This window comes from Pseudomonas sp. UM16 (assembly GCF_050312595.1).
Lineage (GTDB): Bacteria > Pseudomonadota > Gammaproteobacteria > Pseudomonadales > Pseudomonadaceae > Aquipseudomonas.
The window spans coordinates 117,506-133,196 of sequence record NZ_JBNPJT010000013.1; the positions used below are offsets into that span (position 1 = coordinate 117,506).

Annotated in this window: 14 protein-coding genes; 10 read left to right on the top strand and 4 right to left on the bottom strand. The window is 59.6% G+C overall.

Features of this window, described 5'->3' with window-relative positions; all coding sequences use genetic code 11:
* The 6 genes from ACQRAX_RS17000 to ACQRAX_RS17025 all read left to right on the top strand — a co-directional run bounded on the left by ACQRAX_RS17000 (position 1) and on the right by ACQRAX_RS17025 (position 5,852).
* Complete coding sequence (locus ACQRAX_RS17000; RefSeq protein WP_412038698.1) at positions 1 to 969, top strand: ABC transporter ATP-binding protein; 969 nt, start codon at positions 1 to 3, stop codon at positions 967 to 969.
* Complete coding sequence (locus ACQRAX_RS17005; protein ID WP_412038697.1) at positions 969 to 1,937, top strand: peptide ABC transporter ATP-binding protein; 969 nt, start codon at positions 969 to 971, stop codon at positions 1,935 to 1,937. Before ACQRAX_RS17000 ends, ACQRAX_RS17005 begins: the two co-directional genes overlap by 1 nt.
* Before the next feature lie 126 nt (positions 1,938 to 2,063).
* Complete coding sequence (locus ACQRAX_RS17010) at positions 2,064 to 2,873, top strand: AraC family transcriptional regulator (protein ID WP_412038696.1); 810 nt, start codon at positions 2,064 to 2,066, stop codon at positions 2,871 to 2,873.
* Positions 2,874 to 2,937: 64 nt separating this feature from the next.
* Positions 2,938 to 4,344: an NAD(P)/FAD-dependent oxidoreductase gene (locus ACQRAX_RS17015; RefSeq protein WP_412038695.1), complete on the top strand. Its 1,407-nt coding sequence runs from the start codon at positions 2,938 to 2,940 to the stop codon at positions 4,342 to 4,344.
* 32 nt (positions 4,345 to 4,376) lie between these two features.
* Positions 4,377 to 4,718: a cupin domain-containing protein gene (locus tag ACQRAX_RS17020; RefSeq protein ID WP_412038694.1), complete on the top strand. Its 342-nt coding sequence runs from the start codon at positions 4,377 to 4,379 to the stop codon at positions 4,716 to 4,718.
* Positions 4,719 to 4,772: 54 nt separating this feature from the next.
* Positions 4,773 to 5,852, top strand: a complete 1,080-nt coding sequence (locus ACQRAX_RS17025) for a polyamine ABC transporter substrate-binding protein (protein ID WP_412038693.1) — start codon at positions 4,773 to 4,775, stop codon at positions 5,850 to 5,852.
* Positions 5,853 to 5,956: 104 nt separating this feature from the next.
* On the opposite strand, the gene ACQRAX_RS17030 is transcribed toward ACQRAX_RS17025, so the two are convergent.
* Entirely contained in the window at positions 5,957 to 7,540 is a 1,584-nt protein-coding gene (locus tag ACQRAX_RS17030) for a peptide chain release factor 3 (protein WP_412038692.1), read from the bottom strand.
* A 333-nt stretch (positions 7,541 to 7,873) separates the two neighbouring features.
* On the opposite strand from ACQRAX_RS17030, the gene ACQRAX_RS17035 reads away from it, so the two are divergent.
* Genes ACQRAX_RS17035 through ACQRAX_RS17050 form a run of 4 tightly spaced genes read left to right on the top strand, consistent with a single transcriptional unit; the run spans position 7,874 to position 11,311 of the window.
* Positions 7,874 to 8,587 carry an ABC transporter permease gene (locus ACQRAX_RS17035; protein ID WP_412038691.1) on the top strand — a complete coding sequence of 238 codons (714 nt, stop codon included), beginning with the start codon at positions 7,874 to 7,876 and terminating at the stop codon, positions 8,585 to 8,587.
* Positions 8,588 to 8,601: 14 nt separating this feature from the next.
* Positions 8,602 to 9,510, top strand: a complete 909-nt coding sequence (locus tag ACQRAX_RS17040) for a glycine betaine ABC transporter substrate-binding protein (RefSeq protein ID WP_412038690.1) — start codon at positions 8,602 to 8,604, stop codon at positions 9,508 to 9,510.
* Positions 9,507 to 10,160: an ABC transporter permease gene (locus ACQRAX_RS17045; RefSeq protein WP_412038689.1), complete on the top strand. Its 654-nt coding sequence runs from the start codon at positions 9,507 to 9,509 to the stop codon at positions 10,158 to 10,160. The genes ACQRAX_RS17040 and ACQRAX_RS17045 overlap by 4 nt, the downstream gene beginning before the upstream one ends.
* Positions 10,157 to 11,311 (top strand): betaine/proline/choline family ABC transporter ATP-binding protein, encoded by a 1,155-nt coding sequence (locus ACQRAX_RS17050; protein ID WP_412038688.1) that lies wholly within the window; start codon positions 10,157 to 10,159, stop codon positions 11,309 to 11,311. The genes ACQRAX_RS17045 and ACQRAX_RS17050 overlap by 4 nt, the downstream gene beginning before the upstream one ends.
* 57 nt (positions 11,312 to 11,368) lie before the next feature.
* Here the strand turns inward: ACQRAX_RS17050 and ACQRAX_RS17055 are convergent, their stop codons facing one another.
* From ACQRAX_RS17055 to ACQRAX_RS17065, 3 genes are all read right to left on the bottom strand, one after another.
* Positions 11,369 to 13,816, bottom strand: coding sequence for a TonB-dependent siderophore receptor (locus tag ACQRAX_RS17055; RefSeq protein ID WP_412038687.1), 2,448 nt, complete (start codon positions 13,814 to 13,816; stop codon positions 11,369 to 11,371).
* A gap of 109 nt (positions 13,817 to 13,925) precedes the next feature.
* Entirely contained in the window at positions 13,926 to 14,900 is a 975-nt protein-coding gene (locus tag ACQRAX_RS17060; protein WP_412038686.1) for a FecR family protein, read from the bottom strand.
* 17 nt (positions 14,901 to 14,917) lie between these two features.
* Entirely contained in the window at positions 14,918 to 15,406 is a 489-nt protein-coding gene (locus ACQRAX_RS17065) for an RNA polymerase sigma factor (protein ID WP_412038685.1), read from the bottom strand.
* Positions 15,407 to 15,691 lie beyond the last annotated feature (285 nt).

Below are 15,691 nucleotides of genomic sequence, written 5' to 3' on the forward strand. Positions count from 1 at the left end.
ATGTCACTTCTAGAAATCAAGAATCTGAATGTGCGCTTCGGCGATGCCAGCGCGGTACCGGTGGTCGACGGTCTCGACCTGACGGTCAACGAAGGCGAAGTACTGGCCATTGTCGGCGAGTCAGGCTCGGGCAAATCGGTGACCATGATGGCCTTGATGGGTCTGATCGACGCCCCAGGGCGCATCACCGCCGACGCCCTTACCTTCGACGGCACCAATATGCTCAAGCTCAGTGGTCGGCAACGGCGCAAGGTGGTCGGCAAGGATATGGCGATGGTCTTCCAGGACCCGATGACCGCCCTCAACCCGAGCTACACTGTTGGCTTCCAGATCGAGGAAGTCCTGCGCCAGCATCTGGGCCTGCGCGGTAAGGCGGCGCGTCAGCGTGCCCTGGAATTGCTCAAGAAAGTCGAAATACCCGCTGCCGAAAGTCGCCTGGACGCTTACCCGCATCAACTGTCCGGCGGCATGAGCCAACGCGTGGCGATCGCCATGGCCATCGCCGGTGAACCCAAATTGCTGATCGCCGACGAGCCGACCACCGCCCTGGACGTGACCATTCAGGCGCAGATCATGGAACTTCTGCTCAACCTGCAAAAAGAGCAGAATATGGCGCTGATCCTGATCACCCACGACCTGGCCGTGGTCGCCGAGACCGCCAAGCGGGTCTGCGTGATGTATGCCGGGCAAGCCGTGGAAGTCGGTCAGGTGCCGGAACTGTTCGAGGTTCCCGCGCACCCGTACAGCGAAGCCCTGCTCGCTGCGATTCCCGAGCACAGTGAAGGGGCCGAGCGCCTGGCCACCCTCCCCGGTATCGTCCCCGGTCGCTACGACCGCCCTGAAGGCTGCCTGCTGTCGCCACGTTGCCCGTATGTTCAGGACAATTGCCGCCGCCAGCGCCCATCCCTCGATCCTCAGGCCCACAGCCAGGTCCGTTGTTTCTACCCGTTGAACCAGGAGGTGGCGTAATGACCGTCGTCCTTACCGCCCGTGAACTGACCCGTCACTACGAAGTTTCCCGTGGCCTGTTCAAGGGCCATGCCCTGGTCAGGGCACTCAATGGTGTGTCGTTTGAACTGGAAGCCGGCAAGACCCTGGCGGTGGTCGGTGAATCCGGTTGTGGCAAGTCGACCTTGGCGCGGGCCCTGACCCTGATCGAAGAACCCTCGTCCGGATCGTTGAAAATTGCCGGCCAGGAAGTCACCGGGGCGAACAAGGCCGAACGCAAGCAACTGCGCAAAGATGTGCAGATGGTCTTCCAGAGCCCCTATGCCTCGCTCAATCCACGACAGAAGATCGGTGATCAACTGGCCGAACCGCTACTGATCAATACCAGCCTGTCGAAGAGCGAACGGCGGGAAAAGGTCCAGGCCATGATGATGCAGGTCGGCCTGCGGCCGGAGCATTACCAGCGCTATCCGCACATGTTTTCCGGTGGTCAGCGCCAACGCATCGCCCTCGCCCGGGCCATGATGTTGCAGCCCAAAGTATTGGTTGCCGATGAGCCGACTTCAGCCCTCGACGTGTCGATCCAGGCTCAGGTATTGAACCTGTTCATGGACCTGCAGAAGGAGTTCAATACCGCCTACGTGTTTATCTCCCACAACCTGGCGGTGGTGCGACATGTGGCCGATCAGGTACTGGTGATGTACCTCGGCCGTCCGGCGGAAATGGGACCCAAGGAAGATATCTACAACAAGCCGTTGCACCCTTATACCCAGGCGTTGTTGTCGGCCACGCCAACCATCCACCCGGACCCACTCAAGCCGAAGATCAAGATCGCTGGCGAGCTGCCCAACCCGTTGAATCCGCCGTCAGGCTGCGCGTTTCATAAGCGCTGCCCGTATGCCACTGAACGTTGCGCGTCTGAGGAGCCGGCGTTCAGGCAGGTGGGTACACGACAAGTGGCGTGTCATTACGCCGAGCAGTTCCTTTAGGGCTGCCATGCAGTCCATCGCAGGCAAGGCCAGCTCCTACAGGATTGGTATGGGGAGCCGGCCTTGCCAGCGATGGGCCCTGCGAGAGAAGTTGAGCCTGAATCAGCCTTGGGGCACACTCCGACAATGACCCCAGAATCGATCCCCGACGGCCCGCAGCAGACGCCGGAAACCGCCGCTACCGTGATGCGCTATCACCTGTGCTGGAAGCATCGCGACCTGGACGGGGTGATGGCGTTGTTTCATCCCGACATCCAGTACAACGACTACTTCCAGAACCGCGTATTGCACCTCGCCGAACTGCGCGAATACGTGCGCGTCAGCATGCCTAGAGAGGTCGATGAAGACATCGTCCACAGCGATCGCATCCGCGTCGATGGCTGCACTGCTTTTATCCAGTATCAAGTGACCCTGCGCGGTGGCGAAGGGTTGGTGGCCTTTCAATCCAGTGAAGCGATCACCGTGCGCGACGGGCTGGTCTGGCGGGTCAATGAATATGCTTCGCTGGTGCGCGAAGCCAAGGCAGAGTCGGGCCAGAGTGATGCACGCCCAACCATGAGTCGTCTAGGGCTGTCGCCACGGCAGCTGAGTTCCATGGCTCAGGACCTGGAGCAATACTTCCAGCGCCAGCAACCCTACCTTGACCCCGAACTGGACCTGCAACGGGTCGCGCGTGAGAGCGGTTACAGTCGCAACCAGATCTCCTACCTGCTCAATCAGGTGCTAGGCCAGAGTTTCTACCGCTACGTCAACCAGGCGCGCCTGCATCACCTGCTCAGTGGCCTAGATCAGGCACCGAGCACCACCAAGGTCGATGACCTGGCGTTTGCTGCCGGTTTCAACTCGCTGTCGGCCTTCTACAAGTGTTTTCGCCAACACACCGGCCTCTCGCCCAAGGCCTGGGTCAAGCAGAATTCTCTGCGTGCACGCAGCTAAGACAACGCCCCCCGCCAGCTTCTAGGATCGCCCACAGACCGAAACGAATGTGGAGCCGAACAGAATGCAGCCATGGCGCAAGATCAGCCTGTGGATGGACCAGCTCGATGAGACGCTGACCGCCCGCCCAGCCCTGGATCAGGATCTGGACGTGGATGTGTGCATCATCGGCGCCGGGTATACCGGGCTGTGGTCGGCGTACTACCTCAAGCAGTGGGCCCCGCACCTGAGCATCGCCATCATCGAAGCCAATATTGCCGGCTTCGGCGCCTCCGGGCGCAATGGTGGCTGGCTGATGGGCAACCTGCTGGGTGAAGACCGCCTGCTGGCGGACCTATCCCCGGTACAGCGGCGGGCATCGTTCGACCTGCTCCATGCCATCCCCGACGAAGTTCACGCTGTGCTGCAGCGTGAAGGCATCGGCTGCGATTACCGCAAAGGCGGCGTGCTCTATTGCGCGGCGCGCTATCCAGAGCAGGAAACCACCCTACGCAGCTACCTGGACAAACTCTACAAACAAGGCCTGAACGAAAACGACTACCGCTGGTTGAACCCAGAGCAACTGGCAGCGCAACTGCGGATCAGCAAACCGTACGGCGCCATTTTCAACCCCAATGTTGCCACCATCCAACCCGCAAAGCTGGTGCGCGGCCTGGCACGGACGGTAGAGCGTCTAGGCGTGCGCCTGTATGAAAACAGCCCAGTCACTCACTGGCAGGCAGGCGAGGTACGTACCGCCCAGGCACAGATCAAATGCCAGTGGCTGGTACCTGCAATCGAAGGCTACTCGGTCAACTTGCCACCGCTGGGGCACTATCAGTTACCGGTGCAAAGCCTGTTGGTTGCGACCGAACCCTTGCCTGAACAGGTCTGGGAAAAAATCGGCCTGAAACATGGCCAGGCCTTCAGTGAAAACAGCCGCCAGGTCACCTATGGCCAGCGCAGCATCGACAACCGTCTCGTGTTTGGTGCTCGTGGTGGCTACCGGTTTGGTGGGCGCCTGCGCGAAAATTTCGACCTCACCAGCAGTGAAATCGAACTGCGCCGCTACCTGTTTGGCGAACTGTTCCCGCAACTCAAAGACGTCGCCATTACCCACGCCTGGGGTGGCAATCTGGGCATGGCCCGGCGCTTCCAGCCGCACATGCTCTGTGATCGCAAACAAGGCATCGCCCTGGCCGGTGGCTACGGTGGCGAAGGCGTCGGTGCCAGCAACCTGGGGGGACGCACCGTGGCTGAGCTGATCCTCGAACGACGCAGTGAGCTGACCACGCAACCTTGGGTCCATGCCGACAGCACTCTGTCCAGCCTCAAAGGCTGGGAGCCGGAGCCGTGCCGCTGGCTGGGCTACAACGCCATCATCAAAAGTTTCGTCCATGAAGACCAGACCCTCGCCGACCCGACCAGCGCCCCTTGGCGCCGACGCCTGGCCAGCGGCGTGGCCGACTTCATGGAAGGTTTCATGCACTGACCTTTCGTTCCCTCTGCACAGGATCCACCGGTATGAGCATTACCCAGTTCAAGAACACCGACACAGTCGCCTTGCAAGAATCCAATCCGGTCGCCGTGCCCCTGGGCGAACCGGTGTCGGTTGCCTCGGTGACCGCTGTCGAGCGCAGCGACGGTGTCGAAACCGGCATCTGGGAGTGCACTCCCGGTCGTTGGCGGCGGCAGATTGTCCAGCAGGAGTTCTGCCACTTCATCAAGGGCCGCTGCACCTTTACTCCTGATGATGGCGAGCCGCTGACCATCGAAGCCGGCGACGCCATTATGCTGCCGGCTAACAGCACCGGAATCTGGGATATCCAGGAAACCGTGCGCAAAACCTACGTACTGATTTTCTGATCACTTGATCGCCTGCCTCCTTCAATAAAAACAGACAAAGCAAGGAATCCAGACATGCGCCCATTGCTCATCGCTCCGCTGTTGTTGGCCAGTGCCGTTGCTCAGGCCGCCGATTCGGTAAAAATCTACAACTGGTCCAGCTACATCGCCCCCGATACCCTGAAGAACTTCCAGCAGGCCAGCGGTATCGTGCCGACCTACGATGTGTTCGACAGCAACGAAACCCTTGATGGCAAGCTGATGACCGGAAACTCCGGCTACGACGTGGTGTTCCCATCCAACCACTTCATGGCCCGGCAGATCCAGGGCAAGGCGCTGAAGCAGCTCGACAAGAGCCAACTGCCCAATTGGCAGAACCTCAATCCAGTGTTGCTCAAGGCCCTGGAGGTCAACGACCCGGGTAACCAGTACGGCTTCCCATATCTGTGGGGCAGTACCGGGATTGGTTACAACATCGACAAGGTCAAGGCGGTGCTCGGCGACAATGCCCCGGTGGATTCCTGGGACCTGATCTTCAAACCCGAATACATCAGCAAACTGAAAAGTTGCGGCGTGGCCGTGCTAGACAATGGCCCGGAGCTGCTGCCCATCGCCCTCAACTACCTGGGGTTGCCGCACCACAGCCAGGACCCTAAGGACTATGACAAAGCCAAGGAACTGCTGATGAAGGTGCGCCCATACATCAGCTACTTCCACTCGTCCAAGTACACCGGCGACCTGGCCAATGGCGATATCTGCGTAGTGGTAGGTTTCTCGGGCGACGTGTTGCAGGCGAAGAACCGTGCAGAAGAAGCGAAGAACGGCATCAACGTCGGTTACTCGATTCCCAAGGAAGGTGCGCCGATGTGGTTCGACATGGTCGCCATGCCAGCCGATGCGCCGAATGAGAAAGCGGGTTACGCCTACATGAACTACCTGCTGCAGCCTGAGGTGATGGCCAACATCAGCAATCATGTGCAGTACGCCAACGGCAACCTCAAGGCTGACACCCTGGTGGAGCCGGCGCTGAAGGCCAATACGATGATTTACCCGAGCGACGAGATGCTCGGCAAGCTGTATGCACTGGAGGCGATGCCGGCCAAGATCGACCGCATTCGCACGCGGATCTGGACCAGTATCAAAGCGGGGAACTAGGCCTTCGGCCAGCTGTAAGCGGCAAGCTTTTAGCGGCAAGAAAGAGCGAAGTGTGTGCGGTCTGCTCTTTCTTGCAGCTAGAAGCTTACAGCTTGCGGCTTAAATCAGTGATGCTCGCGGGTTGCGCGGAATTTCACATCCGGCCAGCGCTCTTCCATCAGCGCCAGATTGACCCGGGTCGGGGCCAGGTAGGTCAGGTGGCCACCGCCGTCGATGGCCAGGTTTTCCACCGCCTTGTTCGAGAATTCCTCAAGCTTTTTCTTGTCGTCACAGCTAATCCAGCGCGCCGACCAGACGGTGATCGGCTCGTAGCCACATTCGACCTTGTACTCTTCCTTCAGACGGCTGGCGACCACATCGAACTGCAGCACACCAACGGCGCCAAGGATGATGTCGTTGCTGCGCTCAGGGAAGAACACCTGGGTCGCGCCTTCTTCAGCCAGCTGCTGCAAACCTTGGCGCAACTGCTTGGATTTGAGCGGGTCTTTCAGGCGCACGCGGCGGAACAGCTCTGGCGCGAAGTGCGGAATACCGGTGAAACCCAAGGCCTCGCCTTCGGTGAAGGTATCGCCGATCTGGATCGTGCCATGGTTATGCAGGCCGATGATGTCGCCTGCCCAGGCCTCTTCCAGTTGCTCACGCTCGGAAGAGAAGAAGGTCAGCGCGTCGCCAATCCGAACATCTTTACCGGTGCGCACATGGCGCATCTTCATGCCTTTCTCGTAACGGCCGGAACAGATCCGCATGAAGGCGATACGGTCGCGGTGCTTAGGGTCCATGTTCGCCTGAATCTTGAACACGAAACCGCTGAACTTCTCTTCGGTCGGCTCGACGCTGCGCTCGTTGGCAACGCGCGGCAGTGGACGTGGTGCCCAGTCGACGACGGCATCGAGCACGTGGTCAACACCGAAGTTGCCTAATGCCGTACCGAAGAATACCGGGGTCAACTCGCCGCGCATGAACTCGCCCTGGTCGAATTCGTGGCAGGCGCCCTGTACCAGCTCAAGTTGTTCGAGGAAACGCTCGTACTCGTCACCCAGGTGCGTGCGGGCTTCGTCGGAGTCGAGCTTCTCGATGATCTTCACCTCGGTACGCTCGTGGCCGTGACCTGGGGTGTAGACGATGATGTAGTCACCAGCCAGGTGGTACACACCTTTGAAGTCGCGGTAGCAACCAATCGGCCAGGTGATCGGCGCGGCCTTGATCTTGAGGACTGCCTCGATCTCGTCGAGCAGTTCGATCGGGTCGCGGATGTCACGGTCGAGTTTGTTGATGAAGCTGACGATCGGCGTATCACGCAGACGGCAGACGTCCATCAGCGCGATGGTCCGTGGCTCGACCCCTTTACCGCCGTCGAGCACCATCAGCGCCGAGTCCACTGCGGTCAAGGTGCGGTAGGTATCTTCGGAGAAGTCTTCGTGGCCCGGAGTGTCGAGCAGGTTGATCATGTGCTCGCGATATGGGAACTGCATCACCGAGGTGGTGATGGAGATACCACGTTGCTTCTCCATTTCCATCCAGTCGGAGGTGGCATGGCGGTCGGACTTTCGCGATTTCACCGTACCGGCAACGGCAATCGCCTTGCCCATCAGCAGGAGCTTTTCGGTGATGGTGGTCTTACCCGCATCGGGGTGGGAAATAATGGCGAAGGTGCGGCGTTTCGCGACTTCGGCGGCCTGGTTGGTCATGGGAAATCGCCTGGCAGGTGATTCAAAAAAAGGGCGCAGATTATAGCCCAAAACTACCCCTGAACTGAACCGTTGGGTGGATTAACGCTGGCCAAATGCTGCTTCAGATGGGAACCTTTACGGCTGTGGAGGCGTCCACTCCCCTGATTCGCAATCGGTTTTTACCGTTCGTCAGGGGTGATTTCACCGGCAACACGAGCCTGACGAGGCTTCGCTTATGGCGTGTTTCGCTCCGTTTCGGACAACGCGCTGCTTATCGCGATCACACTACCTGTCGCCTGGAATGGCGGCCGCCACGGGAGTGTGCTCGCCGACAATAAAAGGAGTCCGCCTGTGGCTAAAAGCTATGGCAAGGGGCTGATGGGATGTGCCTTTGTGCTCGTCATCCTGGCCCTGCTGATCCACTGGATCGGCATTGATACGATCGCGCATTACCGCGCCGATCTGTGGTTCTACCTGCAAGCACACCTGATCCTGGTGCTGTTATCGATGGTGGCGGCGTTAGCCGTGGGCATACCCGCTGGCATTGCCTTGAGTCGACCACACCGAGTCGACCGCGCCGAACGTTTCATGCAGTTCTTCAACATTGGCAACACCATCCCCCCCCTGGCCGTTCTGGCCATTGCCCTGAGTTTTCTCGGCATCGGTGCAGGTCCTGCGATCTTCGCCTTGTTCCTCGCCTCCCTCCTGCCCATCGTGCGCAACACCTACGAGGGCTTGAAAAACGTTCCCGCCTCGCTCAAGGAAGCCGCCACCGGTATCGGCATGACGCCCCGTCAACGCCTCTGGCGTGTCGAATTGCCCAATGCCGTGCCGATCATCGTCGGCGGTGTTCGGGTGGCCCTGGCGATCAATGTCGGCACTGCACCCCTGTCGTTCCTGATTGGCGCCAACAGTTTGGGTAGCCTGATTTTCCCCGGCATCGCCCTGAACAATCAGCCGCAATTGCTACTCGGCGCTGCCTGCACTGCCCTGCTCGCACTCCTGCTTGACGCCCTGGTGGCGCAAGGCAGTCGACGTTGGCTCGAACGCGGCCTGGCCCACTAAGCGAAGGAACTCCAATGAAAAGAATCGCCTTATTACTGGGCGCGGCGCTACTGTTCTCGGGATTTGCCCAAGCCGCGACAAAACCTGTGATTCGCCTCGGCGCACGGGTCTTCACCGAACAAAGTGTGCTGGCGGAAATCACCGCACGTTACCTCAACCAAAATGGCTTTGATGTGCGCATCACCGGCGGGCTGGGTAGCAATCTGGCGCGCAGCGCCCATGAAACCGGTCAGCTGGACATGGTCTGGGAATACACCGGTGTATCACTGGTGTCCTATAACCACATCGAGGAGCGCATGCCCAGTGCTGCTGCCACTTATGCCAAGGTCAAGGAACTGGACGCGAAGAAAGACCTGATCTGGCTGACACCCTCGAAGTTCAGCAATACCTACGCCCTGGCCCTACCGCGCAAAATCGCCGAGCTGTATCCGCAGGTGAACACCATCAGCGAACTGAACCAGGTGTTGCGCGAAGAAAAGGACCGCACCCATGTGGTCGCCCTGGACACCGAGTTCGCCAACCGCCCCGACGGCCTGGTCGGCCTGACTGAAACCTACGACCTGCAACTGACCCGCCGCAACATCCGCCAGATGGACGCCGGGCTGGTCTATACGGCCCTGCGTAATGGCCAGGTTTTCAGCGGCCTGGTCTACACCACCGACGGGCGCCTGAGCGCCTTCAACCTTAAGTTGCTCGAAGACGACAAACACTACTTCCCCGACTACACCGCAGCGCCTGTGGTGCGTAAGGAAACCCTCGACGCACACCCACAACTGGCGCGCCTGCTCAAGCCCCTGGCCGAGCAACTGGATGATGAAACCATGCGCCAGCTCAATGCCAAGGTCGACGTCGACCATCAGAGCCCAGGCAAAGTGGCCGATGAGTACCTGCGCCAGCACCCACCTGCACAGGAGCAGCCATGACCATGCTCGATACCTTCGCTCACCTGGACTGGGCCCAGGTCCTGCACCTGACCTGGCAGCACATCACCCTGGTCGGCATCGCCGTCAGCCTGGCGATTCTGTTCGGCGTACCGCTGGGCATCCTGATGACCCGTTTTCCGTCCCTCGCCGGGCCACTGCAGGCTGGCGCCACAGTGCTGCTGACCATTCCCTCCATCGCCCTGTTCGGTCTGCTGCTGCCGTTCTACTCCAAGTTTGGTCAGGGTCTTGGGCCATTACCGGCGATCACTGCCGTGTTCCTTTACTCACTGCTGCCGATTCTGCGCAACACCTACCTGGCGCTGACCAACGTCGAGCCAGGAATTCGTGAAGCCGCGCGCGGAATCGGCATGACCTTCGGCCAGCGCCTGCGCATGGTCGAACTACCCATCGCGGTGCCGGTGATCCTCGCTGGCGTTCGTACGGCGGTGGTGATGAATATCGGCGTCATGACCATCGCCGCGACCATCGGCGCCGGTGGCCTGGGCGTCCTTATCCTGACGTCCATCAGCCGTAGCGACATGTCGATGCTGCTGGTCGGTGCCGTATTGGTGAGCCTACTGGCTATCTTCGCCGACCTGCTGCTACAAACCCTGCAACGTGCCCTGACTCCAGAAGGACTGCGCAAATGATCGAACTTCAGAACCTGAGCAAGACCTTTCACGCCAACGGTAAAGACGTCAAAGCCGTCGACGCCGTGAGCCTGACCGTCAATGAAGGCGAGATCTGCGTGTTCCTCGGCCCGTCCGGTTGCGGCAAGAGCACCACGCTGAAAATGATCAATCGGCTGATCACGCCCACTTGCGGCAAGGTGCTGATCAATGGCGAAGACACCAGCGGCCTGGACGAGGTGACTCTGCGTCGGCGTATCGGCTATGTGATCCAGCAGATTGGCTTGTTCCCCAACATGACCATTGAGGAAAACATCACCGTGGTCCCGCGCCTGCTCGGCTGGGACAAGCAAAAATGTCACGAACGTGCGCGCGAATTGATGAGCATGATCAAGCTTGAACCCAAGCAGTATCTGCAGCGCTATCCACGTGAACTCTCCGGGGGTCAGCAGCAGCGAATCGGCGTGATTCGAGCCCTGGCCGCGGATGCCCCCCTGCTGCTGATGGATGAGCCCTTCGGTGCGGTTGACCCGATTAACCGCGAGATGATCCAGAACGAATTCTTCGAGATGCAGCGGGCGCTGAACAAGACCGTAATCATGGTCAGCCATGACATAGACGAGGCGATCAAGCTGGGCGACAAGATTGCCATCTTCCGCGCGGGGAAATTGATCCAGATCGACCATCCCGACACCTTGCTGGCGCACCCAGCCGATGACTTTGTCAGCAACTTTGTTGGCCAGGACAGTACCCTCAAGCGCCTGTTGTTGGTGCGCGCTGAAGATGCGGCGGATAACGCGCCGTCAGTCAGCCCGCAGACGCCGGTCAATGATGCCCTGGAGTTGATGGACGAGCATGATCGTCGCTATGTGGTGGTGACCTGTGAGCAGAACAAGGCCATGGGCTATGTGCGGCGCCGTGACCTGCATCGCCAGCAGGGTACCTGCGCCGACTTCTTGCGCACCTTCAATGCCACCGCTGCGCACGATGAACACCTGCGCATCCTGCTGTCGCGGATGTATGAGTTCAATCGCTCGTGGTTGCCGGTACTGGATGCCGAGCAGGTGTTCTTGGGTGAAGTCACTCAGGAATCGATTGCGGCTTACCTGAGTTCAGGGCGTTCGCGTGGTGGCAAGACCAGTATCGTCTCGCCGGCCGAAGCTGTGGCCTGATCCGCGAAGCCATCGCCGGCAAGGCCGGCGATGGGTCGCGAAAGCGGCCCCTAGCGATCAGAACCCTACACTGGCCTGTACATAAAACGTACGCGGCTCACCCAGGTAGATCCCCGAGTTGTTGTCGCTGGAACGGGTGTAGTACTGCTTGTCGAAGATGTTCTTCACCCCTGCCGCCAGCTTGAGGTTCGACAGCTCCTTACCGAAATCATAGCCACCGCGCGCAGCCCAGGTGACGTAACCGGGAATGTCGCCGTACTGGCCATCAGCACTCGGCTCAGTGATGTAATCGCCATTGAAGCTGCCATCGGCGTTCATCCCGGTACCCGGTGCGCGCTGCTTCGATTGGGCGTAGGCGTCTAGGTTCCAGGTCCAGCGATTGATCTGGTAGCGCAGCCCGGCATTGACGATCTGCCGCGAGTAGAACGGCAGGTCGCGGCCCTTGAAGCCTGGAATCTCGCCTTCATAGGTAGCACGGGTATAGGTGAACGCGGCGTTAGCGCTCAGGCCCTGCAGACGTGGATCCAGGCCCGACAGGTCATAGCGCATCGACGCTTCGATACCCTGGTGCTTGGTCGCACCGAGGTTGGTCCAGCCCACGTCATTGCTGATGTATTGCAGCTCGTCATCAAAGTCGATGTAGAACGCCGTCAGCTCACCACCCCAGGTGCCGTTGTTGTAGCGTGTGCCCACTTCGTACGTCTTGGCCTTTTCCGGCTCCAGGCCATTGGCCGTCTGGTCACCGCTGCCGCCCTGACCCAACTGGAAGTACTGCAGGCTGCCGAACGAGGTCTCGTAGTTGGCAAACAGCTTCCACTCATCCGACAGGTGATACATCACGCTTAGCGCTGGCAACGGCTCGTCGCTGCTGACGCTGCGCTTCTTCTCCTGCACCGGCACTCCGTTGGTGCCGAGCACCGGACGGTCGTGCCAGTCGGTATTGATGTGCTCGAAGCGAATGCCTGGCGTGACGGTCCAGTTGCCAACGTCGATCTTGTCATCGATGTAATAGGCACTCGCCTCAGTGCCACCGGTACGGTCCTGGTACACGTGCCCGTCAGAAGTCGGTGTCTCGACAGGCACGTTATTGATTAGCGCCAGGCGGCTCGCTTGCTCATGCATCGCTTCTTTCAAGTAGCGGTAACCAACACTGACTTCCTGAGTGGTCGGGCCGGCGAAAAAAATCCGCGACAGGCGTGGCTCGATAGCAAACACGTGGTAGCTACGCGGGTACGATGACAGGGTCTTTTGATCTCGGGAGGCGATAGTGCTGCCACGGAAGCTGTCGGTGTAGTAGGTCTGCACTTCAAACTGCGTAAGGTCGTCGATCTGGCGCAGGTACTTGAGCGAGACATCTTTGCGTCGACCACTGAAGTTGTCATAGTCACGATCAGACTGGTACGGATCGTCATCGAACTGTGCCTGGGTCAAGCCACCGGGCATGTCGGCCTTGGCATCGTAGTAGTGGAAGTTCAACCACAGCTCGTCGCTGTCGGTGACCGCCCAATGGGTCTTGAGCAACACGTCATCAATGTCATTGTCGTTATTGCTGCTGCGATAACCATTGCCATTGACCCCGGAATACAGCAACGCCGCCCCCAGACCGTTGTCTGCGGTGCCGCCGAGAAACGCCGACTCAATATGTTTCCAGCCACCATGCCGAGAGGTTTCCATGGTGGTGGACAGCTCACCGGTGGCCTTTTCGGGAATCGCCCGGGTAACGAAGTTGATCACTCCACCAACGTTTTGTGGGCCGTAGCGCACTGAGCCTGCACCTCGAACTACGTCGATGCTGTCGAGGTTGCCTGAGGAAATCGGCGCCATCGACAATTGCGGCTGGCCATACGGGGCAAAGGCTGCCGGGATGCCATCGATCAGTACGGTCGAGCGAGGGGACAAGCGCGAGGTCAGCCCGCGCACGCCGACGTTCAGGGCAATATCACTGCCGCCGGTGCCATTGGAATCCTGAACCTGAACACCCGGGATGCCGCGCAGCACATCCCGCACGTTCATCGCGCCCTGCTCAATCATCGCTTCACGACGTACCACCGTGCGGGCACCGGGGTGGTTCTGCACCACCGTTTCATCGGCATTACCGAGCCAGTCACCAACGACCTTGACGTCAGTCGGTGCCAGCTCAAGGCTGCCGGTGCTCAGGGTGCCGGCACTCTGTGCAGGCTTGAGCACTACCGTGCCTTGGGAGATCTCGTAGGTCAGCCCGCTTCCTTGCAGCAGCGTTTGCAGGGCTTGTTCCGGCGCAAGAGTACCGGACACCGCCGGGGCTTGCTTGCCGGCCACCAGCTCCGGGCTGAAGAACAGTTGCAGCGAGGTTTGCTGGCCCAACTGGCTCAAGGCCGAAGCCAAGGGTTGAGCCTGAATCTGGATGGTGGTCGCAGCTTCGTCGGCGTAGCTGCTGGCAACACCACCACTGACGGCGAGCGCCAACGCCAGAGGCAGCAAACGAGAGCGGGCGGCAGAACGCGGGGAAAACTTGTTGTTGTTCACGTCGTCGAGAAATCCTGAAGGTACGGGATAAATGCCAGCTGCATGCAAATGTAAATGCTTGGCAGTTGCAGTTGACCAGGAAGACGAACAACTGAAAAAAAACCTGAATTTATTTTGAGATTATTTCTTTGGAGCCATCGGCATGGGTCCTGATGGCCACTGGCAGAATGCTCGGCAGGGCCCGTAACAAGGCATCGGTGTCATCGCTACTGAAGGTGCTGCTCAGACGTAACGCCGCCACTTTGCCTGCTGCCACGCGCAAGGGTTGCTCACGGTAACGGGAAACTTCCTCGACCACTTCGCTCAACGGTGCATCATTGAACACCAGCTTGCCATTACGCCAGGCCGTCAGCGCGGCGGCGTCAATGGCATAAGGCCCAGCAACCTTGCCCTGGGCATCAATCTGCGAGCCAAGCCCGGCAGTGAGTAGCGCCTGACTGTCGTCACGGCCTTGAACCCGGACTGAGCCCTGCTCCACCGCAACCCGGGTTCGTGCCGGATCCAGGCGCACATCGAAACGGGTGCCGGTGACCGTGACGGTGCCGTTGGCGGTACGCACGACAAAGGGACGCGTGCTGTCATGGGCGACACTGAACATGACTTCCCCTGCGGCCAGTTCAATGCGCCGTTGCCCGACACTGAAATCGACCCGCAGTTGCGTGCGGCCATTGAGCTCCAGATGCGAGCCGTCTGGCAGCTCAAGTTGGCGTCGCTCACCCAGCGCAGTCTGCAACTGGTCCTGATAGTTGAGCTGATGCTGTTGCCAGCCGAACCAGCTCAACCCCACCGCAACAACGACAATACCAGCAGCCAGCGCCTGCTGAACAAAGCCTCGACGTGGCAGCTGACGCACCGGGTCTTCTTTACACAAGGCCTCTAGACGCGCACGCGGCAACACATCTGCTGCATCCCAGAGCTGGGCGAGCAGATCGTACTCGTACTGATGCTGTGCGTGCTGCGCCAGCCAGGCATCGAGTTGCGCCTGCTGGTCTGCGCCCAAGGCCCCGTCACGGCTGCGGGAAAACCACTGGGCCGCCTGCTCGCGCACGGCCTCGTTGCCACACGTGCACGACTGCTGATTCATGAAAACATTCGCCTGACTCATCTCGTCGACACATCCAGGTGCTCACGCAGATGCCGGAGCGTGCGGATCATATACTTTTCGACCGTGTTCTTGGTCAAGCCCATGCGTTCGGCGATTTCCACCTGGGTCAGCCCCTCAAGCTTCTGCCAGATAAACACCCGCCGGCAGTTGAGCGGCAATTGCGCCAGGGCACGCTCGACGCTGTCTGCCAGCTCAACGGCATGCATGTAGGCCTCCGGGTCACCCTGGGCGTCAGCGGCAGCATCAAAAATACCCTGCTCGATGGTCTGGCGACGGTCTTCGCGACGGTAACCGTCCACGGCGATGTTGCGCGCAGTCTGATGCAGATAAGCGCGTGGCTGCTCGACTCCGGCTTGGTCATTTTCCAGCACCCGGATAAAAGCATCATGGGCCAGATCCTCGGCCTGCTGGCGATTGCGCAACTTGCGCGTCCAGGTGCCAATCAGCTCATGGTAGTGGTCGAGAAAGCCTTTGTGTCGCGACACGATGCGGAGGTCTTCGCCAAGCTGTGAGGAATGACGCGAATAGTAATATTTCTTATTAAGCGCGGCAATCGAAGTTCATGACAGGCGACGAAGCGTGATCGGGGCAAAAAAATGTGTGACAGGCGACGGCCAACATCATCACTGAGCACGGAAAAAAATATGAACGGCCAGCACTTTGTGCTCCTGACGCAGCATGCGCTTTTATAGGCCAAGATCCGAGAGTTTTTTACTTCTTTCGCCGCTAACTTCGACGATTTCGCAACACCAGACCAAACTAGCCAGTTC